Source organism: Maritalea sp. (assembly GCF_047634455.1).
Lineage (GTDB): Bacteria > Pseudomonadota > Alphaproteobacteria > Rhizobiales > Devosiaceae > Maritalea.
Genome location: NZ_JBLIAI010000029.1, coordinates 1 through 24,864 on the forward strand (window position 1 = coordinate 1; position 24,864 = coordinate 24,864).

28 protein-coding genes are annotated in these 24,864 nt (G+C 49.6%); 8 read left to right on the forward strand and 20 right to left on the reverse strand.

Features of this window, described 5'->3' with window-relative positions:
* On the reverse strand, window positions 1–865 hold an 865-nt coding region (locus ACJAZW_RS08945), incomplete at its 3' end, for a hypothetical protein (RefSeq protein WP_415157217.1).
* A 289-nt stretch (window positions 866–1,154) separates the two neighbouring features.
* On the opposite strand from ACJAZW_RS08945, the gene ACJAZW_RS08950 reads away from it, so the two are divergent.
* A complete protein-coding gene (locus ACJAZW_RS08950; RefSeq protein WP_415157219.1) occupies window positions 1,155–2,324 on the forward strand; it encodes a DUF2336 domain-containing protein in 1,170 nt (389 codons plus the stop codon).
* 32 nt (window positions 2,325–2,356) lie between these two features.
* On the opposite strand, the gene ACJAZW_RS08955 is transcribed toward ACJAZW_RS08950, so the two are convergent.
* The 3 genes from ACJAZW_RS08955 to ACJAZW_RS08965 are packed head-to-tail and all read right to left on the reverse strand — an operon-like array spanning window position 2,357 to window position 5,349.
* The gene (locus ACJAZW_RS08955) at window positions 2,357–2,689 is read right to left on the reverse strand and encodes a DUF1491 family protein (protein ID WP_415157221.1); all 333 of its coding nucleotides are present in this window, start codon (window positions 2,687–2,689) and stop codon (window positions 2,357–2,359) included.
* A gap of 3 nt (window positions 2,690–2,692) precedes the next feature.
* Complete coding sequence (locus ACJAZW_RS08960) at window positions 2,693–3,487, reverse strand: peptidoglycan-binding protein (protein WP_415157223.1); 795 nt, start codon at window positions 3,485–3,487, stop codon at window positions 2,693–2,695.
* 59 nt (window positions 3,488–3,546) lie between these two features.
* Entirely contained in the window at window positions 3,547–5,349 is a 1,803-nt protein-coding gene (locus tag ACJAZW_RS08965; protein ID WP_415157225.1) for an ATP-binding protein, read from the reverse strand.
* A gap of 71 nt (window positions 5,350–5,420) precedes the next feature.
* On the opposite strand from ACJAZW_RS08965, the gene ACJAZW_RS08970 reads away from it, so the two are divergent.
* Entirely contained in the window at window positions 5,421–5,879 is a 459-nt protein-coding gene (locus ACJAZW_RS08970; protein WP_415157227.1) for a hypothetical protein, read from the forward strand.
* A 152-nt stretch (window positions 5,880–6,031) separates the two neighbouring features.
* Window positions 6,032–6,436: a SufE family protein gene (locus tag ACJAZW_RS08975; protein WP_415157229.1), complete on the forward strand. Its 405-nt coding sequence runs from the start codon at window positions 6,032–6,034 to the stop codon at window positions 6,434–6,436.
* Between the two features lie 76 nt (window positions 6,437–6,512).
* Here the strand turns inward: ACJAZW_RS08975 and ACJAZW_RS08980 are convergent, their stop codons facing one another.
* The 11 genes from ACJAZW_RS08980 to ACJAZW_RS09030 all read right to left on the reverse strand — a co-directional run bounded on the left by ACJAZW_RS08980 (window position 6,513) and on the right by ACJAZW_RS09030 (window position 15,131).
* The gene (locus tag ACJAZW_RS08980) at window positions 6,513–7,214 is read right to left on the reverse strand and encodes a DUF6456 domain-containing protein (protein WP_415157231.1); all 702 of its coding nucleotides are present in this window, start codon (window positions 7,212–7,214) and stop codon (window positions 6,513–6,515) included.
* Window positions 7,211–7,624, reverse strand: a complete 414-nt coding sequence (locus tag ACJAZW_RS08985; RefSeq protein WP_415157233.1) for a helix-turn-helix domain-containing protein — start codon at window positions 7,622–7,624, stop codon at window positions 7,211–7,213. Before ACJAZW_RS08985 ends, ACJAZW_RS08980 begins: the two co-directional genes overlap by 4 nt.
* Before the next feature lie 198 nt (window positions 7,625–7,822).
* Window positions 7,823–8,248 (reverse strand): MucR family transcriptional regulator, encoded by a 426-nt coding sequence (locus ACJAZW_RS08990; protein WP_415157235.1) that lies wholly within the window; start codon window positions 8,246–8,248, stop codon window positions 7,823–7,825.
* Window positions 8,249–8,391: 143 nt separating this feature from the next.
* Window positions 8,392–8,727, reverse strand: coding sequence for a monovalent cation/H(+) antiporter subunit G (mnhG, locus tag ACJAZW_RS08995; RefSeq protein WP_415157237.1), 336 nt, complete (start codon window positions 8,725–8,727; stop codon window positions 8,392–8,394).
* Complete coding sequence (locus tag ACJAZW_RS09000; RefSeq protein WP_415157239.1) at window positions 8,724–9,038, reverse strand: cation:proton antiporter; 315 nt, start codon at window positions 9,036–9,038, stop codon at window positions 8,724–8,726. Before ACJAZW_RS09000 ends, mnhG begins: the two co-directional genes overlap by 4 nt.
* The gene (locus tag ACJAZW_RS09005; RefSeq protein ID WP_415157241.1) at window positions 9,035–9,517 is read right to left on the reverse strand and encodes a Na+/H+ antiporter subunit E; all 483 of its coding nucleotides are present in this window, start codon (window positions 9,515–9,517) and stop codon (window positions 9,035–9,037) included. Before ACJAZW_RS09005 ends, ACJAZW_RS09000 begins: the two co-directional genes overlap by 4 nt.
* Entirely contained in the window at window positions 9,514–11,115 is a 1,602-nt protein-coding gene (locus tag ACJAZW_RS09010; protein WP_415157243.1) for a proton-conducting transporter membrane subunit, read from the reverse strand. The genes ACJAZW_RS09005 and ACJAZW_RS09010 overlap by 4 nt, the downstream gene beginning before the upstream one ends.
* A gap of 18 nt (window positions 11,116–11,133) precedes the next feature.
* Entirely contained in the window at window positions 11,134–11,511 is a 378-nt protein-coding gene (locus ACJAZW_RS09015; RefSeq protein WP_415157245.1) for a Na+/H+ antiporter subunit C, read from the reverse strand.
* Window positions 11,511–11,936 carry a Na+/H+ antiporter subunit B gene (locus ACJAZW_RS09020; RefSeq protein ID WP_415157247.1) on the reverse strand — a complete coding sequence of 142 codons (426 nt, stop codon included), beginning with the start codon at window positions 11,934–11,936 and terminating at the stop codon, window positions 11,511–11,513. Before ACJAZW_RS09020 ends, ACJAZW_RS09015 begins: the two co-directional genes overlap by 1 nt.
* A complete protein-coding gene (locus ACJAZW_RS09025) occupies window positions 11,933–14,338 on the reverse strand; it encodes a putative monovalent cation/H+ antiporter subunit A (protein WP_415157249.1) in 2,406 nt (801 codons plus the stop codon). Before ACJAZW_RS09025 ends, ACJAZW_RS09020 begins: the two co-directional genes overlap by 4 nt.
* A 178-nt stretch (window positions 14,339–14,516) precedes the next feature.
* Entirely contained in the window at window positions 14,517–15,131 is a 615-nt protein-coding gene (locus tag ACJAZW_RS09030) for a GNAT family N-acetyltransferase (RefSeq protein WP_415157251.1), read from the reverse strand.
* Window positions 15,132–15,331: 200 nt separating this feature from the next.
* On the opposite strand from ACJAZW_RS09030, the gene ACJAZW_RS09035 reads away from it, so the two are divergent.
* The gene (locus ACJAZW_RS09035; RefSeq protein ID WP_415157252.1) at window positions 15,332–17,404 is read left to right on the forward strand and encodes a S9 family peptidase; all 2,073 of its coding nucleotides are present in this window, start codon (window positions 15,332–15,334) and stop codon (window positions 17,402–17,404) included.
* A 113-nt stretch (window positions 17,405–17,517) separates the two neighbouring features.
* A complete protein-coding gene (locus ACJAZW_RS09040) occupies window positions 17,518–18,114 on the forward strand; it encodes a superoxide dismutase (RefSeq protein ID WP_415157254.1) in 597 nt (198 codons plus the stop codon).
* A gap of 175 nt (window positions 18,115–18,289) precedes the next feature.
* Here the strand turns inward: ACJAZW_RS09040 and ACJAZW_RS09045 are convergent, their stop codons facing one another.
* Both ACJAZW_RS09045 and ACJAZW_RS09050 read right to left on the reverse strand, forming a co-directional pair.
* Complete coding sequence (locus tag ACJAZW_RS09045; protein ID WP_415157256.1) at window positions 18,290–18,721, reverse strand: type II toxin-antitoxin system HicB family antitoxin; 432 nt, start codon at window positions 18,719–18,721, stop codon at window positions 18,290–18,292.
* A gap of 4 nt (window positions 18,722–18,725) precedes the next feature.
* Window positions 18,726–18,917, reverse strand: coding sequence for a type II toxin-antitoxin system HicA family toxin (locus ACJAZW_RS09050; protein WP_415157258.1), 192 nt, complete (start codon window positions 18,915–18,917; stop codon window positions 18,726–18,728).
* A 251-nt stretch (window positions 18,918–19,168) separates the two neighbouring features.
* Here ACJAZW_RS09050 and ACJAZW_RS09055 point away from each other — a divergent pair, with 251 nt between their 5' ends.
* The gene (locus ACJAZW_RS09055) at window positions 19,169–19,705 is read left to right on the forward strand and encodes a response regulator (protein WP_415157260.1); all 537 of its coding nucleotides are present in this window, start codon (window positions 19,169–19,171) and stop codon (window positions 19,703–19,705) included.
* Window positions 19,706–19,724: 19 nt separating this feature from the next.
* On the opposite strand, the gene ACJAZW_RS09060 is transcribed toward ACJAZW_RS09055, so the two are convergent.
* Together ACJAZW_RS09060 and ACJAZW_RS09065 are read right to left on the reverse strand one after the other, a co-directional pair.
* Window positions 19,725–20,261: a hypothetical protein gene (locus tag ACJAZW_RS09060; RefSeq protein WP_415157262.1), complete on the reverse strand. Its 537-nt coding sequence runs from the start codon at window positions 20,259–20,261 to the stop codon at window positions 19,725–19,727.
* Window positions 20,262–20,293: 32 nt separating this feature from the next.
* Window positions 20,294–21,844: a helicase HerA-like domain-containing protein gene (locus ACJAZW_RS09065; RefSeq protein ID WP_415157264.1), complete on the reverse strand. Its 1,551-nt coding sequence runs from the start codon at window positions 21,842–21,844 to the stop codon at window positions 20,294–20,296.
* A gap of 178 nt (window positions 21,845–22,022) precedes the next feature.
* Between ACJAZW_RS09065 and ACJAZW_RS09070 the strand changes: the two genes are divergently transcribed.
* On the forward strand, window positions 22,023–22,349 hold the full coding sequence (locus ACJAZW_RS09070; protein ID WP_415157266.1) for a YbjQ family protein: 327 nt from the start codon (window positions 22,023–22,025) through the stop codon (window positions 22,347–22,349).
* A gap of 86 nt (window positions 22,350–22,435) precedes the next feature.
* Entirely contained in the window at window positions 22,436–23,764 is a 1,329-nt protein-coding gene (locus ACJAZW_RS09075; protein ID WP_415157268.1) for a TIGR03808 family TAT-translocated repetitive protein, read from the forward strand.
* 18 nt (window positions 23,765–23,782) lie between these two features.
* On the opposite strand, the gene ACJAZW_RS09080 is transcribed toward ACJAZW_RS09075, so the two are convergent.
* Window positions 23,783–24,820, reverse strand: a complete 1,038-nt coding sequence (locus ACJAZW_RS09080) for an asparaginase (protein ID WP_415157270.1) — start codon at window positions 24,818–24,820, stop codon at window positions 23,783–23,785.
* Window positions 24,821–24,864 lie beyond the last annotated feature (44 nt).

The window sequence follows — 24,864 nt, forward strand, 5'->3', positions numbered from 1 at the left end:
CGGCCTCTGGTGGCTCCATTTGCTTTGCGTATCGCGAGTTGAGAAGCGGCAATTTCTTGTCGTAATTGTAAGTTTCATCGGCAAACGGGTCACAGAACTCGCCATTTGTTGCACGCCCGACAAGCACAGCAAATCGATTGAGGAATTCATTTGCGGTATTTGCTTCTTCGTGCGGCGTTTCAACAAGTAGGCGGTTGAGCGCAATGTCGTACGACTTGTATCGATAATCAACAGCCCGCGCGAACCAGGTGATATAATTCTTGTTTTCATATTCGCGGGCGACAACTTGTTGTTTTACGCTGGTGTTTTTTGCATATAATCCTTCAAGCGCGAGTTGACGTCGCCGCTCGATTTCCATCACCCGACAAATGGATGCGAACGTGCTGGGTATGGTATCAACATCATCACTTACATCTTGTGTTAGCCGCAAGTACCGTCCGCGCGAAGAGGCGAAATCGCTAAGGCGCAATTGGCGATAATATCGGTCTGTTCGAAATTTCAGATCAACTGGTCGACTTAGGCGCGTACGCTGCATTTCAACTGATTGATCAAACATCCAGTCTGTCGCGCTGTTGGCCACCAAAAACCGCCAAATCCGATTGCGCATATCGCTTTCTTCATTTGTGAGGTTGAATAAGGATACAGGCTCTTGTCGTCCGCTGGCAGCCAGCGCCCCAACGCGCGGCAGAACTTCGTCGTACAGAACATCTGATTGCGCACGTCCAAAATCACCCACCGGCCGCGCACAGGCGCTCAAAGCCAGCACGGTGAAAAACACCATGGAAAGCTTGATCAACTCAGAGATGCTTACCCTGTCCTGTGTGTTTTGTGGGCAAGGGGTTTTGCACGCTTTTTGTTCTCTCATACCGCACTCCAGGAAAAATCACTACATTGCCGACTTTGACATCTTTCGACCTGTCCCGGCGTGGCCTACTGTTCTTGATATATTGCACGATCTTCCCCATGGGAGACCTCACGAATTGGGGTTTAAACGACTAATCTGTTCACAAGCGATACTTTGGCAACAATCCACAATTGAAATTGCTGTTAGAAAACCATTAAGAAATCGTCAAGGTTAACAGTCTGCTAACGAATTGGATGAAATAGTGAGTTTATTGATTTGTTTTGAACCAATTTCGTGATTCTGGGCGGTTATGATCGGCTTTCAACCATATGAGACTTTCCAACTGTTGATCGAGACAGGTGGCATTGACCGGGCGAATACGCTGCTTGTTGCAGCGTGTGATGCATATTCACGTCGGCCAAAACCGATGCCGACCGAACGTATGCAGTTTGAAGCACTGGCGCAGCGCCTGTTCCCCACCGCAGCGCCATCGGCGCGCGCCCTGGCCGCAGCCAAATTGGCGCGTTCTCCTTATCTGTCGCCAATTCTTGAAAAGTTGGTGATCGAGCACATTGGCGACGAATTGGCCAGTTTCCTTGAAAACAATGATTCCGTGTCTGAAGAACTTTTGCTGAACATTGTTGAGGGCGGTGACATCGACAAAGTTGCACTTGTTGCGAAACGAAAAAATCTAACGCGAAAACTCGTCAGCAAGATCTTCCCAGTCAATAGTCGCAAAGTTTATCGCTCGCTTTCGCAAAACCGTTCGATACATTTCTCGGGGCCTTATTTACGTGCAATCAGCAAGGCTGCGGCAATGGATCAGGTTGTTGCGCATTCGCTGGCGGATCGCGAAGATTTTGACAAGGCATATTTGCTGCCCGCCTTCTTTGATCTGAAAGAAGATGACCGCTTGGAAGTTCTCAAATCCTTCCAAGGCCGCAGAATTCCGCGTACAAAAATGCACCGAACTTATGAGCATATTTCGGTTGCGACCGCAGAATTCACCCAAGCGATGATGAAGTTGCTTTCAAAAAATCGACGCCCAGAAGTGACACGGCTTTTGACACAGATTACGGGGCTTGACGAAGTCAGGTGCGGCGACATTGCACATGATGTAAGTGGAGCCGCTTTGTTTGTGGTGTTGCGCGCTTTTGGCTGCAACGAATATGATGGGCTCAAAGTGCTCATTCACGCCACAGCGCATGATCGCAACAGCTCGGGGGCGCTCGCGCAATATACAAGGCTTTTCAAGCTCATTGAACCTGAGGCGATGGTATTCGCGATGTCGGTCTGGCGTGGCGATGCCGAAATCACAGCCCTTGCAAAAGAAGCATCTTCTGAACCAATTTCGCACCAAACTGTTGCGCCATATAGCCGACGCACGCCCGAATTGGAAAAAGCTGCAGATAGTGCCACAGATGCGGTGGAACGCGCCATGCGGGCCGTGCAAAATCTGCGCGCTAATCGCACGTCCTAGGGTCTGGACTGAATTGAGTTCACACCCCAGGGTCAGAACTCAACAATATTGAGGCCAAGATCGGGTTTTCTTGTTTCGATAGAGACAACCCAAAAGTCCGGATCATAGTCTACTTCCAGCGCTAAACGCTGTTGTATGTCTGCGGGGGGGCTCGCTGCAACTCGACAGACGAATTCCCTGCCCGTTGCTTCAGGATTTGAAGGTGCGGGTGCAAGTAATGTACATGTGCCGTCCAGGTGATCAATTTCAATCCAGATTTGCCCAGCATCACGATCACCCCGTCTTGAAACGACACAAAAATCTCCAGCGCTGTTAAGCCGCCGCACCAATGCGGCAACCCACAGTTCAGATCGAAGGCGGGGCACGCGTTAAAACTTCGCGTTTGCGGCTTTTAACATGTCCAAAAGCTCATGAGTGATTTCACCTGTTTGATCATAGTTGTAAAATGTCTCAAACTTGCGGATGGCTGTTGATGTTGCTTCACCCTGGATGCCATCAATTTTACCAACGTCATAGCCCAACGAATTCAACCCAGCTTGAATTTGCGCCACCAACTCACTTGCTACGATTTCCGGCGGCTCTATGGCTGTGTCAGCAACCGCCCTTTGTGCAATGTTGAGCAACGGGTCCACTTCAGAATGAGGGTCTGCATTGGGGGTGGAAACAGGAACAGGAACAGCCACACGTCCGATACTGAGCGCCTCAACTAAACCATTGCTGATGGCGCCTGTTGCCGTTAGTCCATTTTTAACTTCAAACTCGCGGATGGCAGCGGCGGTTTTGGGGCCATAATATCCATCAACTTTTTCCTTGAAATAGCCCAGTTCAGAGAGTTTTGACTGAACAAAAAAGGCACTTGGATTGCCCGTGACAGGACCAAATGAATTTGACGGCATTGCTGGTGGTATGGGCTGGCTAATTTGTTTTGCGGTGTTGGTTGAGCGTTGTGGCGGCACAAACTCGATGGGAACAACGTTCTGCTCGCTTGCCACGGATAGATTGTTGAACAAAGGTGCTGGATGACCATTTTTTTGAAAGTAAAGCGCGTTTGTTGCAGCCCATGTAATAGAGGCACACATTGCAAATGCGAAAACCGTGTTCCCCGGTGATTTTGCCATCAACTTCCAAGCGGGCAACAAGAATCCAAATCTCATTTCCGGCATTTTAATCTCCGGTCGTTGGTCAGCACGCATGTAGTTTGCCATCTCATTTATTCCCCGAATTATCTGGTTTGCGCGCGCAGCGCAATTTGCTGCTTGCGCTCTTCTTCGACAAAGCGCCTGTCACTCAACTCTTCTAAAACCGCAACGTCTTGCGGTGAAGTTGGACCGTCAATTGGCAAGTTGATCGAGAACTGCGTCCCTTCGCCCAACTTTGACTTGATCACGACATCGCCGTCATGCAGTTCGGTGAGCCCACGCACAATCGATAGGCCCAAGCCTGTGCCTTCATATTGACGGTTCAAGCCGTTTTGGGCTTGAAAGAATGGCTCGCCAAGGCGCTCTACATCTTGTGGAGCAATGCCTACGCCTTTATCGATCACAGCCAAACAGATCTGAGTGCCGCGCATGCGAATTTGCAAGATCACTTTGGCATTGTCCGGACTGAACTTGATGGCATTGGACAGCAGATTGATGAGCACTTGACGACAAGCGCGCTCGTCTGCTTTCAACATCGGCAGGTGCTTACCAATTTCTGCCACCAACTCGATATTCTTTTTGTCTGCCGCGTTCTTAACAATTGCAAAGCATGGCTCCACAAGCATTTCAGGAGCGAATTGCTCTGCTGATATTTCGAACTTCCCGGCTTCAAGCTTTGACATGTCCAACAGCATAGACACTGTATCAAGCAAGTGGTGACCAGACTGCCTGATCAATTCGGCGTATTCCAAATGATCGGGCGATAGTTCACCGCCAATATTGTTGATCATCATATCTGAGAAACCCACAACAGCATTAAGCGGCGTGCGCAGTTCATGCCCAATCGTCGCCAGAAAACGCGATTTTGCCTCACTTGCGGATTCCGCAAGTTTCTTGGCGTCTTTCAGGTCAACTTCTTGCTGTTTGCGCGTAGAAATATCACGCATGATGGCGATGACTTCTGTGCGTCCCGCATCGTTTAGTCGATCATGTACCGCTGAAAATGCAACTTCGACCCACACAAACACCGACCTATCCGGCCGTTCACATCGGATGCGAACATCAATTGATTTTGGCAGCCCAAAATGGCTCACATCGCCGATGGTTTTAAGGTAATTCGGTCGATCCAAAACATGCACGCGATCCAGCAAACCCGTGCCCGACAATTCATACCGTTTGCAGCCAAATAGGGTTTCAGATGTATGCGACAAATAAGTCAATTTGCCGTCCGCCGAGTAGCGCGCCACTGCATCGCGTACGCTTTCGACCAAATTGCGAAAGGCGCGAACTTGTTGCTGATCGTTTGCTGCGAACACGCGTCGTGATTCGACCAATGTTGCGACAAATAATGAAAACCCCATGGCGAACGCGATGGTGGTTAAGCCGGTTGCAACTTTGCTCGATAGGTCGAGCTCGATGTACAACGCGGAAGAATAAAACAAAAACTGCAGTGCAAGCGAGGTGATGCCATAAAATATCGCTGCCACAACTGTTGAGCGACGCCCAAAGAACTGCGCCGATACCACTGCCAGAATGACAATCGAAATACCCGCAATGGATGAGCTGGGATCAAACAACGCGCAAACTGCGCCCACAACACTAAGTCCTGCGGCGTGCAAGTGCACACATGATTCAATCGGTAAGAATTTGGCGGCAAGACCTGTTGAGCCAAACCAAATTGCAAGAAGTAAGAACAGTGCACCTGGCACGATTGCGCCAAGATAAAACAAAACCGCAGCTAGAGGCAGACCGAAAAGGGCGATGACCACGCTAGCCCGGGCGCTTACATTCAGCGACCGTGCACGGATGTTGCCAAGATTTTCACCCGACCTGTCAGAATTTGATGTGTCGGCGTTCGATAGAAGTGCCGCCAAAGGATTACGCATTACAATTTGTCACTCGTTGCGGGTTTACTGTTCGCGCCAATTTCTCATGTAAGAAACTAAGACAGCCTTAAATGACGCTCAATCGGTTCGCCTTTGCGCGCGGTTTCTCTGGCTGTGGTAAACAAATGCTTTTCAAAGCGTTTTTGCCGATAGATAAATATTTATCGAATTTTGCCACGCTGATTTCACAGTTTGCCGCTAGGGTCAGCTCAACGAAAAAATTGTGGTCGAGAACTGTGTTTCTATTACGGTGTGTATTTTGGTTGGGTATTGGGTTCATGGTGATCAAACCGTTCGCGTTTGACCAGTCCAGTGCTTCTGCGTTAGCAGATGAGGCCATCAAACGCGGGACAACGATCGCTATTGAGCAGGCACTCAGCCTGGACTGTTCTGACATCACTTGTGAAGGCATCAAGACAGCTGCTTTGGTTACTTCATTGTCGACCAGTTTGAATGGTCAGCTGATGAACAAAACAATTTCGGCAGAAGTGGCGCCTATACCGCCGCCGCGCCCCACACGGTTTAACTGAACGACAAAAGACCGCATCACTTCCCCGATGCTACTCCAAATGCGGTCTAAAACCTGAGCCGGCAACATCTCCCAGGTGTTGCGGCTCTTTTTTGCGTGGAGAAATGATCTGGCATGTATTAGAAGGATGCAAACGTTGCGCCGGAGACAGTTATGAATTTTGAGGACATTAAAGAAAGCTTGGACTTTCTTGACGATTGGGAAGATCGCTACAAATTTGTCATAGATCTTGGCAACGGGTTACAAGATTTGCCCGATGCCGAAAAAATCAAAATCAATAAAGTTGAGGGTTGCGTTTCTCAAGTCTGGCTGGTGGTCGATCAGCTCGAAGACAGGTCATTGGTATTTCGCGGCGATAGTGACGCAATGATTGTCAAAGGCTTGGTGGCAATTGTTATTGCGCTGTTTTCAAACAAAAAGCCGCAAGCGGTGTTGGACACGCCCGCACAAACCATCCTTGAAGGGCTTGGTCTAAGTGAGCATCTCACATCCCAGCGGGCCAATGGTCTACGCTCGATGATTGAACGCGTTTATGCGGAAGCCCGCGCCCGGCTTTAGCCGTGGCTGACAGGATTAGGGTCTGAACTCAATTGTGTCCAGACCCTAGTGAGGGCCGCAGTCGCCCTCACGCTCGTTAACGTCCTTGCGCATATGCACCAATTTTCCAATATTCCGCTGCATGGTCCAACCCCATCCGCAATACAAGTTTTGCACTGCGTCTGGGCCATTGGCGCTCAAATTCGATTTGTTGTAACCCCTTGTTAAAACCGCATATATCAACAACAACTGCGGCGCAATCTTTGGGCAACTGCGCCACCAACTGTTCCAGATGTTTGCGACAATCAATTGCCATATCAGACAAATCATTGGCTTGGCTGGCCGATGACTGTCCTGATTGGCAAAGAACTGAAAAGTTTTGAGTGACGCTTGGCCGCAACTGACTTTTTTCAATCAAAGCGGAAACCCGATTTGCCACAAGGACGTGATGAGAGGCCAAAAAAGCATTCTTCTCCCCCTTTGAAGTGCGAGAAAGCCGAACAATCGTATCGTTCTCACTCTTGACGGGTTGGTTTACCAAAGATCGATCAACGCCCCCCTCCCGCTTTAGGAGTTCCAGTCGCTGCCGTTTCAACCATGAGCGCGCCTCAGTGGTTACACACAATAATTGGCTTACTTCGTGCAACACCCCACAAGAGATCAACTGCTTTACCGATTCAAATGACAATGAACAATTTTTGCCCCGGTCAGACAGAATGACATTGTTTGCCGATACAGTTTGAGACGGACGGCCCATCAGCATGGACACAAATCTATATTGACGACGGATTTCCTTCATTGCACCGACCGATCTACAATATTTGACTGATCTACGGCAGCAAAATGCAAAACCGCCTCCAATGTATTCAGGGCTTGATCAAATTTTTTGTCGTCTCGCATATCCTCAATCCGACCACAGGCATGCGAAACTGTTGTGCGGTGACGTTTGAACAGCCGCCCGGTTGTTGTCAGCGAGCAGCCCAATGCGACGTGGGTCATATACATGGCCAATTGTCGGGCCAAAGCGATACGTGCTTGGTTACGCGATGGCGTTAAAATGTCGTCGGGGGAAACGCCTTGAATAGCAGCGACCAGGCCGACGGCAACACCAATTTCAACATTGGAAGCTGTAGTGTGGCGCACCTGGAAACTCGACGGCCCATATGCTGGAATTTTCGGCAGTTTTGAATTTAAAATATACATCATCATAAACGCTTTCATAATAGGTATATATTCCTATAACGCATTTGCAATGAGGCGGGGATAAATCTATCCCATCGATTTTGAGTAAAATTCTATAAAATATGGCAAATTTTCTGTAATTGGCGTTAGACACAACCTAGGGTAGTACAAAAAAGAGCCGCGAGCGGCTCCAATTCAGATTGTTTTCCTACAGACTCTCGTCGGCTATTTACCAGGTTTGCGCCCCAATCCCATTTCCCGGGCCAACCGAGAGCGCGCTGCCGCATAGTTGGGTGCAACCATCGGATAATCAGCTGGCAAATTCCACTTATCGCGATAATCTTCAGGTGAAAGGTCGTAATGCGTACGCAAGTGACGTTTCAACGATTTGAACTTCTTACCATCTTCCAAACAGATTATATAATCTGGTGTAATAGATTTTTTGACGGATACCGCAGGCTTGCGCGCTTCAGGAACAGGCTGAACATCTTTTGCAGTCAATGAATGTAAAGCATTGTGCACGTCAATGATCAGCTTGGGAAGATCAGCCTGACTGATCGCATTGTTACTAACATAGGCACTCACAATGTCAGTACACAATTCAATTACTTCACTGCCACTGTCATTTTGCTTAAGGTCAGGTTGTTCCACGTTTTACACCAATCGTTCGACATATTTATATCAATAAGACGTCTTTGCTTATTCTTGTGCGGTACTAAAATGAAAGCTGAGAACAATCAAGGTGAAATTGAAACCAAATAGTTCCCAACTATCAATTCCAGCTAGTCTGCGTACTACTTTTCGTCTTCTAGGTCATTTATTTGCATAATGTCTGATGGCCTGTATCCCGCTGCGTATGCTGCTTTAGCCAGCAAATGTGCCGATATGGGGGCGGTAAGCAAAAAGAAAACGAACCCCGCCAATGCGCGAAGGGCGACAGAACCATCCATTGCAATTACTGCTATTGCAACGAAGGCAAGACCTGAGCCAAGTGTACCCGCTTTGGATGCCGCATGCATGCGCGTATATAAATCAGGCAATCTGAGGATGCCAATAGCGGCGGCGAGACTAAAAAAAGCACCAACGATAAGCAGAGTACCTGCCACATATGCCAAGATGTCAGCGATCATCTGTTCCCCTCCCCGTCTGTTTGGCTGGCGCGCATTTGCCAGCGCTGCAAAATGTATCTTGCAAACGCAACTGTGGCCAAAAAGCCGACCAGTCCGAGCGATATTGCAATATCCAAATAGAGCATGTAGCCAGTTTTAATGGCTATAACAGCAATAAAACCGATACCAACTGATACCATCATGTCCAGCGCCAACACCCGGTCAGGCAGCGTTGGGCCGCGCACAATCCGCACAATCACCAACAATAGTGCGATGGTCAGCAGAACAAATGACACCGCAACCGCTAGTTCTAAGAAAGCCGATCCGGTCATGCTTCAAAAACCTCAATAATCTTTGCCTCAAACCCCGTTGAAATATCTTTGATCAATCCGCGCTTATCCGGAGCCGAAATGGCGTGCACGTAAAGCACCGATCGATCTTGGGAAACGTCGACACTCAGCGTGCCCGGTGTCAGCGTAATGAGATTTGCAAGCAGTGTAATTTCCAAGTCAGATTTCACCCGCAATGGAAAAGCAATTATTGCTGGCTGGAGCGACTTTTTCATGTTTGGCGATAGGACCAAGGCCATTACTTTCACCGCACTGAGCACAAGCTCGTAAAAAAAGAGCGCTGCAAGGGCAATAATTTTTGGCACCCTAGTTAAGAATTTTGGCCGAGCAATTTGCAAACGGATTACCCAAAGCGACACAATGCCAATGCCACCGCCAAGCAACAGGTTTCCCAAGCTGAAATTGCCGGTGATTGCCGCCCAGGTAAACGCCAAAAGCATGGTTATTGCCAGAAAGGTCATTGAGCATTCTCCCCAAGTACTGAAGTAACATAATTGGGTGCAAAACTGGTCACGTCGCTGGCCGATCGCACACCTGCTTCGATGTAAAGTGAGGGCCAAAGACCGATCAGAACAATTATGGCGACCAGCGCCGCTGTTGGCAACAAGCCCCAACGAATACCACGTTTATCTAAAGGTCTTATCCGCTCGTTTGGCGTTTCAGATTGTCGCCCTTCACGTCCGTTACGCCAAAAAATGTGCGCCCAAAGTCTTGAGCCGGCAATTGAGGTCAAAATCGAGTTTAGCAGCAACGCGCCCACAACCCACCAATGATAGGGGGCAAGGGCATTTTCTTGCAACGTCAACCCGATACCTGCCTGCAACAGGGTCAGTTTTGGCCAAAATCCCAAAAATGGCGGCAAACCCGCCGCTGCAAAAACAAGCACAAGGAACAAAATTGAAAGGGGCGAACTGGCGCGATAAAGGCCGCCAAGCTGACGAATATCAGATGTACCGCCCATGCGTTCAATCAGCCCAACAGTCAGGTAAAGCGCCGTCATTGTTAACATCGAATGCACCGCATAAAGGCTAGCACCCGCGACGCCAAGTGTGGTTCCAAAGGCCAGCCCTGCGATCATTGCGCCAATGCCGCCCATCACAAAAAAGCCCAATGCACGTCGCACATTGGTTTGTGCCAAAGCCCCGAGCGGGGCCAACACCAAAGTCAAAACGGCAACCACCATAAACAGGATCTGCAATTGACCGTGGGATTGGGGGATCAACATCAAGTGCACCCGCAGCATGGCGTAGACACCAACTTTGGTCAGCAAGCCAGCGAACAGCGCCGATACAGCGGGATCAGGCGCATGGTATGATGCGGGCAGCCAATTGTTCACCGGGAAAGCGGCGGCTTTTATCGCAAATGCAAGGAAGAACAAAGCGGCCACCGAAGCGATTGCGCCGTTTTCAACATATGGCGCTTTGACCATTATGTCAGCCATGTTGAGCGTGCCAACAAGCCCATAAAGATAGGCAATACCGATCAAGAAAAACGTCGTCGCCAAGAAATTGATAAAACCATATTTTATGGCCGCATCGAGTTGAATTTTTCGCCCGCCAATGACCATCAGGCCGAACGTGGCGATCAACATAACTTCAAACCAGACGTAGAGGTTGAAGATATCACCCGTCAGGAACGCACCAGATACGCCCGTAAGCAAAATCAGCATTAGCGGATGATAGCCGTATTTGGTTTCTCTCGCTTCGACTTCACTTTGCACAAAAAACAACACAACCAGCATAACCACAGTGGCAACTAGGGCAAAAAGTGCACTCAAGCTGTCAGCCGTAAAACTGATGCCAAACGGTGGTAGCCAATTGCCCATTGTCATGGTCAACGGGCCTTTTGCATAAACCGTTTGAATAAGACTGAAATTTGCCAACAATGTTGCGATCAAAATTGCAAACGAAAATGGCGCTTGCCATTCGGTTCGGTTGCGCATCATCAACAGAATTGCAGCGCCAACCATGGGCAAGGCGACAGGCCAAACGATGACCCAATCGGCAACAGAAGTTGCGACGTCCAGCATTGCCGGTGGGAGGTCTTTATGTGTCGCCATTTGCTCTTGACCTCTTCATTAGTAGCTCAAAGGTGGTCGAGGGCTGTCTTCAGGCTCGGCCACACGCATAGTGTCAGTATTGTCTGCGTTTAGTTCTTGATAAGCGCGGTATGTCAAAACCAGCAAAAACGCAAAAAGGGAGAAGCCAATCACAATGGCTGTCAGGATTAAGGCCTGTGGCAGCGGATTTGCAATAGCCTCCAGCGGCTTATACTCGCCCTCAGGCACAATTGGCGGCACCTCGCGCGTCACGCGTCCAACGGTGAAAATCAGCAAATTCACCGCGTTGCCCAAAATCGCAACCCCCAACAACATCCGAATGAGGGAGCGGGACAACAAAAGATAGATCGCAACGGTGAAAAACAGGCCGATCAGTATTGCCAATGCTGTTTCCATTATTTGCCATCCTCATCTTCTTCGAGTGCCAACGCAATCGTTGAGATTGCCCCCAACACGACAAAATAAACCCCAATGTCAAACAGCATGGGTGTGGAAAGTGAGAATTCTGTGCCATCACTCAGATCGATGAACAACCACAAGCCTTTGAGGAATGGCACCTCAACAAACAAAGACATGAAGCCGCTTAACGCCGCGATGAACACCCCAAAACCGGCAAAAGTTATCGGGTGAAATACCAGCGCTTTGCGCACTTCAGTCACCCCTGATGATATGCCGTAAATCGCGATTGCCGACGCTGCGATCAATCCACCAATAAAACCGCCACCGGGTTCGTTGTGACCGCGCAGCAGCACGAAAATCGAAAACATAATCATCAACGCTGCGAGAAATGGTGCGACTGTGCGGAAAATAATCGTGTTCATGATGCACCCCTCGCTTTCGTGCCTGCGTTGCTGGCGCGTCGATTGGCCGGTTTTTTGATAACCCCAATCCCGCGTTTTGGTCCGCCTGTCCGAATGCGGATAAGCGCCAATATCGCAATACCCGCCGTCATCACCACCGAGATCTCACCCAATGTGTCGAGCGCCCGATAATCAACCAAAATCACATTCACAATGTTGCGGCCATGTGCAATTGGCACACTCGTGTCGATGAAGAACTTCGTGAGCGTTGTATCCAAGTCGGTCTGCATAACAGCAAGCAGCACCGTCGTCAGGCCAATGCCACATATCAAAGCCAAGCCACCGTCTCGAACAATCTCTTCAAAAACCCTATTGTCGCGCTGATCAAGGTGTAATTTTGTCATGACCAACGCCAAAATAACGACCGACAGGGTTTCCACCATAAACTGGGTAAACCCAAGGTCTGGCGCACCGAACAACAAGAAGATCAGCGCAACGGCAAACCCTTGAATTCCCAGCGAAACGATTGCAACCAGTCTGGTTTTTCCAAGCACAACAGCAAACAGCCCCAAAACTGCGATCAGCAAGACCCCCCATTCCTGGAACCGCAATTGCGGTAACACGTCTGGTACAGGTGGCAAGCTGCCCGTCAAAATCATCGGGATAAACAGTGCCGCTGCGAGCGCAACGAATATCAAGAATAGATAAAGCTCCAAGCGGCCATGGTGAAACAGCCGGGTTATCCAATCGGAAAATCGCACCAAACCAAACATCAACTGGTCAAATCCCTGATCCGGCCCCCATGTCCAAACCCGACCAATCCGGTGCAAAATATCGCGCAAAGCATCCAATTTCCAAAAGAACAGCCCCCCCAATATCCAGGTTGCAACAGACAAGCTAATCGGAATGGGGTCGAAACGAAGCCCCAAATAATTGGCCACTTCATGATTATATATTGCGCTCGCCGATGGAGAGAAAAACCAACCGCCAAATTCGTATATGAACAAACCGGTCGCGATGCCAAGGATGGCCAAAACGGTTGGACCGGCAAGCATTGAAAACGGGGCTTCATGTGGGGATTTTGGTGTCGTCAATCGCGGTCCTAGGAACGGTTTGATGGCAATCGCGGCACCTGACGCCATCATCAAAGCATTACCTAAAAGCGCAACGAGGGTGAACAACCAGTGCTGCCACTCCATGCCTTTTGCGATGATATACATTTCTTCTTTAGCGAAAAACCCCAAAGCGATCGGCAGGCCCGCCATTGAAATGGCAGCAAGCGCCGCACCAAAAAATGTAACTGGCAAAGATGTCCAAATGCCGGACACCTCGGTGATGTCACGCGTGCCCGTTCCATGGTCAATAGACCCGACGACCATGAACAGGCCACCCTTGTAAAAAGAATGCGCAACCAAGAACAGCATGGCGGCCAAAATGCCTTCTTCTGCGCCACTTCCGATCAGCATGACAAGCAGGCCAAGCGACGCCATGGTGGTGTACGCCAACATTTGCTTCATATCGGTTTGGCGCAACGCAAGAAACGCCCCGGTTAGCAATGTAATGCCACCCAAAATCGGCAATGTGACTTGCCATTCTACCGTGCCACCCAAAATTGGGTTCATACGCGCCAACAAATAAATGCCCGCTTTTACCATTGTTGCGGAATGTAAGTAGGCGGAAACGGGCGTTGGGGCCTCCATGGCATTGGGCAACCAGAAGTGGAACGGTACTTGCGCGGATTTTGTTGCAGCGCCCAATAAAACGAAGATAAATATCGGCAAATATGTGATCGATCCACTAACCAGCTCGGCTGAACCCAGCATTTCACTGACATTTAAGGTGCCCACTGTGAACGCAAGCAGCAACAAACCGGCGAGCAACAGCAGTCCACCACCACCGGTGACCACCAGCGCTTGAATAGCGGCCCGTCGTGAAGCCTGCCGTGAATGGTCGAAGCCGATCAACAAGAACGACGTGATCGATGTGAGTTCCCAGAATACAAACAGTGTGATGATATTATCAGCCAAGACCAGGCCAAGCATGGACCCCATAAACATTAATATGAACGCATAGAACCGCCCAAGATGGGGATGACCCTGCAAATAACCACCAGAATAGATCACAATAAATGCGCCAATTCCGGATATTAATAGGCCAAATACAAGACTGAGCCCATCCAGATAAAAGCTCAATTCAATGCCAAGGATGGGAATCCAAGGCAATGCAAACTGCAGCTTCTCGCCGCCCGCAATGAGCTCAACAAAACTCAATAAGTAAACAAAAATGCTCGCGGGAATGAGTGCCAAAACCCAACCGGCATGGTCGGGCAAAAAGCGCTTAATTGTTGGTGCAACAAACGCTGTTAAGAACGGCGCGATCGCAACAAGCAACATGGAGAAACTCTGCGATTGAGTTGGTATCATTTGTACCTCTTGATCTCGTCTTCGGTGCCCGGAAAACAGCCGCAACTGCAGCGTTTCACCGAATCATCCCACACCTAGCCGATATTTGACCCGTTAGTCATATGATGGACAAGGGAAACTGCCTTTTTTGCATGAAAAACAGTGCACAATAGGGGAAAGTTGGTAGATGCGAGCAAATCTATAGCAGCTTGCCCATAATCAGCGCGCCGGTGCGCGCGATTTCCACAAACCCGGTGGCTTTGTAAAATCCGATGGCATTTGTATTTTTAAATGAAACGCCCAAATGGATACCGCTCACGCCATCTAGTCTGAGTTTTTCGCATGCCGTATCCATGAGTTTGCGGCCAAATCCTGTACCTTGAACTTCTGGCATCAGGTTGATGTGCAGATGCGCCGGGTATCTGGCAATATATTCAGGCGTTTGATGGTGTAACGCCCTGATCGTGTCTAATGCATCCTGATCACGCGCCGTTTTCGGGCAGAAACCCGCCAACCGGCGCTCGACCTCCGGCCACCAATGCTTGCTTTGCCAGCGTTCAAACTCGCGGGTATCTGGCGTTGTCATAATGTACCCGACAATTTCCGCCCTGTTTTCAACAACAAAGCAATTGGCGGGTGCATGAACAAAATATGGCGTCGCCCAAATAAGGCCCAGCAGATCGGGGCGCGAAGAGAGTTCGCTTGCATCTGCGCCGTGATCTGCTGTTTTGAGACAAACTCGGGCAATACCTGCCTCATCCTCTGGTATGGCAGCGCGTATGCTTAACTTTTGGGTTGCCTTGACATCGGTCAATTTTGATACCTTAGGTCAAATGGTTGCCATCTGGCGAACATTAGTTAGTGTGTCGTTTTGCAACGAATCCTTCAAATCAAAGATCACAATTCCTATGTAGTTGCCAAGCTCGATAGTGATCGAGCGGAAAAGCGTAAAAACCAGAATTTGGCGACAACGCAATATGCGTGCATCGCGCCAGATGAAAAGGAAGATATCTAATGGGCACATCCACTCCGCCAATTGCAGAAACTCGCCCGCATTTTAGCGAACATCACGGCCACAAGCGCAATGACGTTTATCATTGGCTGCGTGATGAAAATTGGCAAAAAGTGATGCACGACCCTTCGGTGTTGCGCGAAGACATCCGCACATATTTGGACGCTGAGAACGCCCATTTTGAAGGCTTCATGGGCGATCATGAAAAGCTCAAGGACACAATCTACAACGAGATTCGGGGTCGTATTAAAGAAGACGACACGTCTGTGCCATTCAAGCACGGGGCTTACGCCTATTTCAGCCGCACGTTGGAAGGCAAGCAATATAGCCAGGTTTGCCGAACCGACCGCGATGGTGGCAATGAAGTTGTTTTGATCGACAACAATGTGGAAGCTGGCGATGGATATTTCCGTTCTGGCGGCGCATCCCACTCGCCTGATCACAAGCTTCTTGCATGGTCGTGTGATCGCAAAGGAAGCGAATATTTCACCGTTTTTGTGCGCGACCTTGAGACCGGCAAAGAGCTGAGCGACCAAATCATCAACACGTCTGGTGGCACTGTTTGGGCGGCTGACAGCCAGAGCTTTTTCTACATCATTCAAGATGAAAACCATCGCCCCCACAAAGTGTTTCAGCACACGCTAGGCACCGACGCGGCCAAAGATCGTCTGGTTTATGAGGAAAAGGACGCCGGATTTTTCTTAGGGTTGCACAAAACCAGTTCCGGCAATCTGATCTTGATTGATGCCAATGATCATGAAACCAGCGAAATCCGCTATATCGATGCGCATAATGCAAACAGCGATCCCGTTCTGATTTCAGCGCGGGTCGAAGGCCGCGAATATGGTGTCGAAGATGATGGCGAGACATTGTATATCGTGACCAACGCAGATGGTGCGATCGATTTCAAAATGGTTACCGCTCCCCTCGCCTCACCGAGTGCGGACAACTGGACAGATCTTATTCCGCATCGGCCTGGTATTTTGATGCAAGGTTATTTCCTGAAAAAGGGATATTTGGTGCGCAAAGAGCAATTCGAAGGCTTGCCGCGCATTATTGTACGCGATTTAGCAAACGGCACCGAAGAAGCCATTAGCTTTGACGAAGAAGCTTATACCCTATCGGTTGCGGGCGGATATGAGTATGAAAGCAGCGAATTGCGCTACTATTATTCGTCGCCCACAACCCCGTCGCAAGTTTTTGACTATGACTTAAAAACCAAAGCGCGCACCTTACGCAAAACCCAAGAAATTCCGTCTGGTCACGATCCAAAAAACTACGTCACGCGGCGTTTGTTCGCCACTTCACATGATGGCGAGCAGGTTCCCGTTACGATCCTACATCGCGCGGATTTGAAGCTGGATGGCAGCGCGCCGCTGTTGCTTTATGGATATGGATCGTATGGCATGTCGATGCCCGCTGGGTTTTCTGAAAACAACCTTTCGCTTGTTGACCGGGGCATGGTTTATGCCATTGCGCACATTCGCGGCGGCATGGAAAAGGGCTATTCCTGGTACACCAATGGCAAGCGCGAGCACAAAACCAACACGTTTGACGATTTTGTTGCCTCGGCGAACATGCTGATCGAAAAAGGCTACACATCGAAAGGCAAAATTGCGGCGATGGGCGGGTCAGCTGGTGGCATGTTGATGGGCGCAATGGCGAATAAAGCGCCTGAGCTATTTGGTAGCATCATCGCCTTGGTGCCGTTCGTTGATGTGCTCAACACAATGCTTGATGACACCCTTCCCCTGACCCCGCCTGAATGGCCGGAATGGGGCAACCCCATTGAATCCAAAGAGGATTATGAGCGCATCGCTGCCTATTCGCCTTACGACAATGTGGTGCCGCAGAACTATCCTTCAATGTTTGTGATGGCGGGCCTAACTGACCCGCGTGTGACATATTGGGAGCCTGCAAAATGGGTGGCCAAATTGCGCGTGACCAAAACCGACAGCAACCCGCTGATCCTTAAAACGCATATGGGCGCTGGCCATGGCGGTATGTCGGGACGCTTTGAGCGGATTAAAGAGGTTGCAATGGCCTATGTTTTCGCATTGGAAACTACAAAATAGCTCGGATTTAAAAAGTATTTTCTTATCGAAGTATTGTTGTCGCGGTTCACTAGCCTTATAAATGCTATAGAATTGCGGCGAATTCGCTAACAAGCAAAAAAACGGGGGCACCTATGTCTTTTAAACTTCCAGATCTGCCATATGCATATGATGCATTGGCTCCATATATGTCGGCTGAAACACTTGAGTTTCACCACGACAAACATCACCAAGCCTATGTGACCAACGGCAGTAAATTGCTTGAAGGTTCCGGCCTTGAAGGCAAATCGCTTGAAGATATTGTGCGTCAAAGCCATGGCAAAAATGCAGGCTTGTTTAACAATGCCGCGCAGCACTACAACCATCTGCACTTTTGGAACTGGATGAAAGCAGATGGCGGCGGCCCAATTCCGGGTGAGTTGGAAGCCAAAATCAATTCAGACCTTGGTTCAGTTGCTGAATTCCGCGAAGCATTTCTGACCGCTGGCGCGACACAATTCGGTTCTGGTTGGGCATGGCTTGTCTTGAACAATGGCAAGCTTGAAGTCACCAAAACGCCAAATGGCGAAAACCCATTGATCCACGGGCAAACACCGCTTTTGGGTTGTGATGTTTGGGAGCATTCCTATTACATCGACTACCGCAATGCGCGCCCGAAATATCTCGAAGCGTTCTTTGATTCAATGATCAATTGGGAATATGTGGCTGAGTTGTTCAACGCAGCCAGCTAATCACGACTATCTACTGAATTTTAAAGCCCGCTCCGCCTTAGGTTGAGCGGGCTTTTTTGTGACCCGTGGGGGCTTTGGGCCGTGATTTGCAAGGGTTATGCCCGATAACAATTTCAGTTCAATCCGGCGCATTCAGCAAGGCAGAGCCCCGACACGAAGCCAGGGCGAATAGCAATTAGGCAGCGACAGGGAATGGGACATCACTAAATAAGGGAATGCCCAATGCACGGAAGGCCGCATCCATTGATTCAAGTTTTGACTTGTGTTCGATGTTAAACAGACGGTCTACAGATGTTCGGTTTTTCTCGCCCATCAAGCGTTGTAGGTCCGCTCTGGTCAAACCTCTTACGCGCAAGGTCATATAGAGCGCCGCTTTTAAAAATACCGCAGATGGAATTTGGACAGCAAATTTTAAGCCATCTTCATCAATCGGGGCGGGAACATCTACGCTAGCTGCAATGCGCGCAGCAATTGCTTCCAAAATGGCACTAAGTCCGTATCGAAGCGCCTCCTCGTTGGTTTCTCCAAATGTCGTGACTTCTGGAAAAGCTGGTGCTGTGACAAGCCAAGTGTCACCATCTACATCCAATTTGAGTTCATACCACATGAATTTATCCCTTTAACTCAAGGTCTTTATATATTTTATTGACGAGCCCGGTGCCGAGTTCCTTCCGGCTCCCATGCATCGGCAATTGGCTCGTTTTATCGCCACGTCGCACGGTCAAATGACCACTGCCACCGTAATGCGTTTCAAACGTGCAACCCGCTTTCTTGAGTTTCTTTTTTAGTTCTTGAGCATTCATCTATATCATAAGTTTCATAAGTGTGGAATTCCACATAAGTGTGTAAGGTTAAAAATCAAGTAAAATGCAGGAGAAAGTGAACCCACATACGTGACCGGTATGGTGAATAGTCAGCCTTTGTGCACTCCATCGTCAACCCCAACCAAATCCAAGTCAAAACCCAAACTTTTAGAGAAGTTGGGGATAGTCATTTCTTTTCTTCTCACGACCACACCGCAATGTTAATGTTTTGTTAACCAAAGGTGTGTTGCGTGCAGTCATTAAAAGTAGTTGGTATCGTTGCACAAAATATCGCGCTCAGTTCAATCTGGGGCATGATGTTGGGCGATTGCGCAAACGTGCGGGTACGCATATTTGAGACCCACAAAGCATTGCAGGTCTATCTGCGCATTGCGCCAATCCATTTGCTTTTGTGCGACTATCAACTCGACGATATGAGTTGCCCACAGCTGGTGTCGTCTTTGAAATCAAACCCCGCCATGCACACCGAGAATATGCAGATCATCGCCCTCACCCGCAATATTGATCGCGATATGCAGCGCGAGATCGGCATCACTGGCATTGACGAAGTAATTGTGAAACCCGCATCACCAGCCTATGTCCGTGAGCGGGCCCTTGCGCGGCTAGCGTTGCCGGTGAAATTCAAACGAATACCTGCGCGTCAAAATTCGTTGGCCAAACGCGTTGACGCCTATATCGAAACGATTGAAACCGCACAAGATTTACCCAGCAACGTGGTGCAATTGTTTGGCCACAAGCAGCCCACGTTACGTCCTGAGCTGGTCTAACAGCACGGTTCAGTGCTGCCTAGCTGAGCAATTCAGCCAGTTTGTCCCAACCATCTTCAGGTGTTCGCGCAAACACCAGTCTTTCAGCCGCTTTTGGGCAGCCAACTGCAACAATTTCCTGCACGAAGCCGCGCAACAGCAAAAACTCATCGCGCGGCGAAAGGCATACCAACGGTCTGTATCCTGAAGAAACCCAAACTTTCAAATAGCGTTCAAGGTCCGCAAATGCTGGTGGCATAACCCAGAAATGCCCGATTTCTGAAAGAATCCTCTTGGTTGCGTCCGCGCCAGCTTCAACAATTTGCGCGCCTTCTGGTCGCCCAATGCCTTTGTGAGTTTGGTCAGTATAAATCTTTACTTGCCCGCCGGTGGACAACGACCCCGTCAAAAGCGCGATGCCGACTTCACCACTGGGTTCCGAACAAATAATCTGCGCCGACTTCGATGCCAAAAACTCGCCGCAACTGTGGGCTTCTTCAACATGAATTTGCTGAGTAGCCCGGCCCAGCGGCGCGAGAAAGCCAGCTGGGCTGTCGATTGACTCCAGCATTGCCATTTTGGTTTTTGATCGTTTTTTGAGCAATTTATCTACCGACCACGTTTGAGGCTACCAAGAATGCCGCGCACCAATTGATTGCCCAACTGTCGGGCCACCGTGCGCGCAAAACTATTGAAAGCTGCTTGTGTTGACGTTTGACGTGTTGAGCGCCGCTTTTTTGATTGTGAACGTTTGGTTGGGCGATCATCGCGATATCGGTCTTCATATCCCGTGCGTGACCGACCCATTCGCCCATATTCCTCGCGTTCGCGTTCTTCGCGCTCACGCTGTAATTCTTCTTCACGCTGACGTTGCTTGGCCTTATCAGCAAGAATTTCATATGCCGATTCTCGATCAATGGTTTGATCGTACAGGTCAGCCATTGGACTAACACGCAAAATCGCCTTGCGTTCTTTGACCGTTATCGGACCTAAGCGCGACGATGGCGGGCGCATCATGGTGCGGCCAACAATTGATGGCACACCCTTTTTCTCTAGTGTTGAAACCAGCGCTTCGCCGACGCCCAACTGGGTGATCACGTCTTGTGTGTCAAACGCTGGGTTTGGCCGGAACGTGCTGGCGGCGGTGCGAACAGCTTTTTGTTCCCGCGGCGTATAAGCGCGCAAAGCATGCTGCACGCGGTTGCCAAGTTGCGCCAAAACCGGATCAGGAATATCCAGCGGGTTCTGGGTCACAAAATAAACCCCAACGCCTTTGGAACGCACGAGTTTTACCACCTGCTCCACTTTGTCGAGCAGTGCTTTGGGCGCATCATCGAACAGCAAGTGCGCTTCATCAAAAAAGAACACCAAATGGGGTTTGTCCGGGTTGCCAACTTCAGGCAATTCCTCAAACAGTTCCGACAACAGCCACAGCAAAAACGTTGCATAAAGGCGCGGTGACTGCATCAATTGGTCAGCGGCGAGAACTGAAACAAAGCCGCGCCCATCTTTGTCAATCCGCATCAAGTCCTTAATATCGAGTGCCCGCTCACCAAAGAAATTTTCTGCGCCTTGTTGCTGCAAAACCAGCAGCGAACGCTGAATTGCGCCAATTGAAGCACGAGAGACGCGGCCATATGTTTTGGAAATTTCGTCGGAACGTTCATCAATTTCGACAAGCAAAGCGCGCAGATCTTTAAGGTCTAGCAGCAACAGGCCCTCATCATCAGCCAGTGCAAAGGCAATGTTTAACACCCCTTCCTGCACGTCCGATAAATCCAGCAAGCGCGCCAGTAGCAATGGCCCCATATCTGAAATGGTTGCGCGAATGGGGTGCCCCTGCTCGCCAAACAAGTCCCAAAAAATAGTCGGGAAACTCTGATAGGTATAATCGCCAAAGCCGATGTCGGTCGCGCGTTCTTCTAAAAAGTTTTTTGTTTCGCCTGGCATGGCAATGCCAGACAAATCGCCTTTTACGTCGGCACAAAAGACAGGAACCCCGGCCCGGGAAAAGCCTTCGGCCATAATTTGCAAGCTCACCGTTTTGCCGGTGCCCGTTGCACCGGTGATCAGCCCATGTCGGTTCGCTAGCTTGAGATTGAGATATTCGCCCTTGGTGCTGGTCCCCAAATAAACCGTACCGTCAACAAACCGTTCCATCGGTGCCCTTTGTATTTGTCTGGCCGCTATATAAGACGCTCAATAGACCAATCTCAATAGATTATGCACAACTTGTGGCTGCAAAGCAGTGTTTTTAACAGACAATGTTGGCGCAAGGCTTGGAAAACCAACAATTTGATCTTATCTGCTGTCTATCCAATATCTATCAGGGGGCGACATGCTAACAACAACAACAGACACGCTTGAGGGTTTCGAAATCACGGAATATCTCGGGCTTGTGATGGGCGAGACCATTTTGGGTGCAAACATTATCCGCGATATCATGGCAACAGTGACAGACTATATCGGGGGCAGATCTGGTGCCTATGAAGAAACCCTGTCTAAATCACGCAAAGCTGCGTTGGAAGAAATGACCGACCGAGCGCATATGATGGGCGCCGATGCCGTTGTGGGCATTGATTTAGATTATGAAACGGTTGGCTCGCGCGGTGCGATGTTGATGGTCACCTGTTCTGGAACCGCGGTGCGTTTGCGCAAACTATGATGCACCCCATTAACGCCAACTCAAAGCTTTGATTGCGCAAACCGCTTTTTGATGTTCAATATTTGGCGATGATGGAGAGCATACGCATGATTTCGCGCCGCAGACTAATTCAGTCAATGGGCATTGCAGGCGCAGTTGCGTTTGGCAACACAAGCGCCATGGCGCAATTTGGTGCGCTAGATGGGGCAGCAAATGGACTGATAGGCAATACTGGCAGCGACGTTAGTGCTCAACTTTTAGACCTTTTGTTTCGTGCCAGCGCGTTGCAGCAACCGCTTTTTCTGCCCGCTGGCGATTATCTAGTTGGCAACATTTCTTTACCGCCCAATACGCTCATTGTTGGCATGCGGGGCCAAACAAACTTGGTGGCCATCAAAGATGGACCGATTCTTTCCGGCCAAGGCGTTCAGAATGTCAGCATCGAAAACCTGACCTTTATTGGCACCGGCAGCGCCAGTTCTTCTGAAGGATTTGGTTTGGTGGATATGGTCAATTGCAACGCCATCAACATCAATGGATGCGCGTTTGAACGGTCAGCCTCCACCGGGCTATCGCTTTATGGTTGTGCTGGAACGGTGGAGAAGAACAGTTTCAAGAATATTGCAAACGCCGCCATTGCATCGACCGATGCAACAGATGTCAGCATAACCAACAATTCAATCGATGGATGCGGCAATAACGGCATTTTGGTTTGGCGCAACGACAATAGCCATGACGGCAGCATCGTTATGGGAAACCGCATCAAAAACATCGACTGGCGGAGCGGTGGCAACGGCCAAAACGGCAACGGCATCAACGTGTTCCGGGCAGCAGATGTGATCGTTTCGAACAATGTTATTACCGATTGTGCGTTTTCTGCCATTCGCGCAAATGGCAGCGTAAATTGTCAAATTATTGGCAACAATTGCCGCAATTTGTCTGAAGTGGCGATATTCTCAGAGTTTGATTTTTCTGGATCGATCGTCGCTCAAAACATCGTCGACGGTGCCGCGCAAGGCATTTCAATCACCAATTGGAACGATGGTGGCCACTTGGCGGTTTGCGCCAACAATATCGTGCGCAACATTTGGAAAACCAGCCCCAATAACCCGGACACCATTCCCGTTGGCATTGGTGTTGAGGCTGACATTGTTGTTGATGGCAACGTCATCGAAAATGTGCCAGGCACCGGAATTGCGGCTGGATGGGGGCCCTATATGCGAAATATCAGCATCACGGACAATTTGATCCGGGAAGTGGATTATGGGATTTACGTGTCGCTTGCCGATGGCATTGGTGCCGCACAAGTCAAAGACAACCAAATTGATAGCCCTCGCCTCGCCGCAATTGTTGGCGGTCGATGGGACGACATTATAGAAATGAACCTGCAAAAAGCAGCGGACAAATATCCGATGATCAGCGTTTCAGGGAATTAGCCCAACAAATTGAGTTCCCTAGAAATAACTGGCAATTTCAGCGGCTGATTGCATGTGGCCCACTTCAAAACCACGCCAGTTTTTCGACACTTGCTTGGTTTGGGTTTTCAGCACTGTTTCAATTTGGTCAGAATTGCCACCAATGGCGCTGAGCAACCCAGCAACAATTGCATGAGCTGCTTCCATATTGCCGTCGTCACACTTAAGCGCAAAGCCCCAGTTGCGCCCCCGCAATGCGCCACAAAATACGCCAGCCGCACCAATTTTGAGCATCAGATCGCCAGCAAAAATATTCATCGCGTCCGTATCAAAACCACCTGTGCCAGAAACCAATTCTGCGTTGCTGGCCGCCGCTTTGAACAATCGATCACCAGCAGTCGCATAGATTGCTGGCAGCGCGTTGGAGCCGGACGATAGTTTTGCAAATGCGTGTGCAAAACTATTCAGCGGCGCACCCCAAGTTGGAATTGAACAGCCATCCCGGCCACAATGATCAGGCGTTAGTGGTACAGCCAATACCCGCTCAACGCATTCGCGCACCAAAACCTGCACAGGGTGTTCACGTTCAATATAGCGCTTCGGATCGACGCCCAAAGCTTTGGCCACGGCCAGCATGCCGGTGTGCTTGCCCGAACAATTATTATGTAATGCTGAAGGTTGCAGACCCGAAATACGCAGCGCCTTACGGGCCGCTTTTCCAAAAGGCGCGTGGGCGCCACATTCCAGATCAGCGGCTGTCATGCCGATTTTTGTAAGAAACTCTGTTACGCCTGCAACGTGAAATTCTTCACCTTGGTGTGAGGCACAGGACAGCGCCAAATCCTGATCGTTCAGCCGAAATTTCTCCACAGCGCCGCTTTGAAAAAGCGCCAATGCTTGCAACGACTTAATTGCAGAACGCGGATAGATCAGCGCATCGACATCGCCTGCGCTGGCAATCACTTGCCCGTTTTGGTCAACAACACAAAAAGCACCCCGGTGTTTGTTTTCCACCATATTGCCGCGGACATATTCCGCCAGCACAGGGTTCGCTGCTATTTTGGATTGCTCGCTCATGTGATGTCCTCAATTTTGTTCTCATGCTCACTAGCAGAGATCAG

Excerpts from the sequence above, each read along its gene's own strand:
- ACJAZW_RS09005 (WP_415157241.1), bottom strand. The coding sequence starts at position 9,517 with ATGACCTTTCTGGCAATAACCATGCTTTTGGCGTTTACCTGGGCGGCA.
- ACJAZW_RS08985 (WP_415157233.1), bottom strand. The coding sequence starts at position 7,624 with ATGATGATGTATATTTTAAATTCAAAACTGCCGAAAATTCCAGCATAT.
- ACJAZW_RS09050 (WP_415157258.1), bottom strand. The coding sequence starts at position 18,917 with ATGAATGCTCAAGAACTAAAAAAGAAACTCAAGAAAGCGGGTTGCACG.
- ACJAZW_RS09015 (WP_415157245.1), bottom strand. The coding sequence starts at position 11,511 with ATGGAAACAGCATTGGCAATACTGATCGGCCTGTTTTTCACCGTTGCG.
- ACJAZW_RS09040 (WP_415157254.1), top strand. The coding sequence starts at position 17,518 with ATGTCTTTTAAACTTCCAGATCTGCCATATGCATATGATGCATTGGCT.
- mnhG (WP_415157237.1), bottom strand. The coding sequence starts at position 8,727 with ATGATCGCTGACATCTTGGCATATGTGGCAGGTACTCTGCTTATCGTT.
- ACJAZW_RS08950 (WP_415157219.1), top strand. The coding sequence starts at position 1,155 with ATGATCGGCTTTCAACCATATGAGACTTTCCAACTGTTGATCGAGACA.
- ACJAZW_RS08980 (WP_415157231.1), bottom strand. The coding sequence starts at position 7,214 with ATGAAGGAAATCCGTCGTCAATATAGATTTGTGTCCATGCTGATGGGC.
- ACJAZW_RS08960 (WP_415157223.1), bottom strand. The coding sequence starts at position 3,487 with ATGCCGGAAATGAGATTTGGATTCTTGTTGCCCGCTTGGAAGTTGATG.
- ACJAZW_RS09075 (WP_415157268.1), top strand. The coding sequence starts at position 22,436 with ATGATTTCGCGCCGCAGACTAATTCAGTCAATGGGCATTGCAGGCGCA.
- ACJAZW_RS09065 (WP_415157264.1), bottom strand. The coding sequence starts at position 21,844 with ATGGAACGGTTTGTTGACGGTACGGTTTATTTGGGGACCAGCACCAAG.
- ACJAZW_RS09000 (WP_415157239.1), bottom strand. The coding sequence starts at position 9,038 with ATGACCGGATCGGCTTTCTTAGAACTAGCGGTTGCGGTGTCATTTGTT.
- ACJAZW_RS09020 (WP_415157247.1), bottom strand. The coding sequence starts at position 11,936 with ATGAACACGATTATTTTCCGCACAGTCGCACCATTTCTCGCAGCGTTG.
- ACJAZW_RS09070 (WP_415157266.1), top strand. The coding sequence starts at position 22,023 with ATGCTAACAACAACAACAGACACGCTTGAGGGTTTCGAAATCACGGAA.
- ACJAZW_RS09060 (WP_415157262.1), bottom strand. The coding sequence starts at position 20,261 with ATGGCAATGCTGGAGTCAATCGACAGCCCAGCTGGCTTTCTCGCGCCG.
- ACJAZW_RS08965 (WP_415157225.1), bottom strand. The coding sequence starts at position 5,349 with ATGCGTAATCCTTTGGCGGCACTTCTATCGAACGCCGACACATCAAAT.
- ACJAZW_RS08975 (WP_415157229.1), top strand. The coding sequence starts at position 6,032 with ATGAATTTTGAGGACATTAAAGAAAGCTTGGACTTTCTTGACGATTGG.
- ACJAZW_RS08970 (WP_415157227.1), top strand. The coding sequence starts at position 5,421 with ATGACGCTCAATCGGTTCGCCTTTGCGCGCGGTTTCTCTGGCTGTGGT.
- ACJAZW_RS09010 (WP_415157243.1), bottom strand. The coding sequence starts at position 11,115 with ATGGCGACACATAAAGACCTCCCACCGGCAATGCTGGACGTCGCAACT.
- ACJAZW_RS09035 (WP_415157252.1), top strand. The coding sequence starts at position 15,332 with ATGGGCACATCCACTCCGCCAATTGCAGAAACTCGCCCGCATTTTAGC.
- ACJAZW_RS09025 (WP_415157249.1), bottom strand. The coding sequence starts at position 14,338 with ATGATACCAACTCAATCGCAGAGTTTCTCCATGTTGCTTGTTGCGATC.
- ACJAZW_RS09080 (WP_415157270.1), bottom strand. The coding sequence starts at position 24,820 with ATGAGCGAGCAATCCAAAATAGCAGCGAACCCTGTGCTGGCGGAATAT.
- ACJAZW_RS09045 (WP_415157256.1), bottom strand. The coding sequence starts at position 18,721 with ATGTGGTATGAACTCAAATTGGATGTAGATGGTGACACTTGGCTTGTC.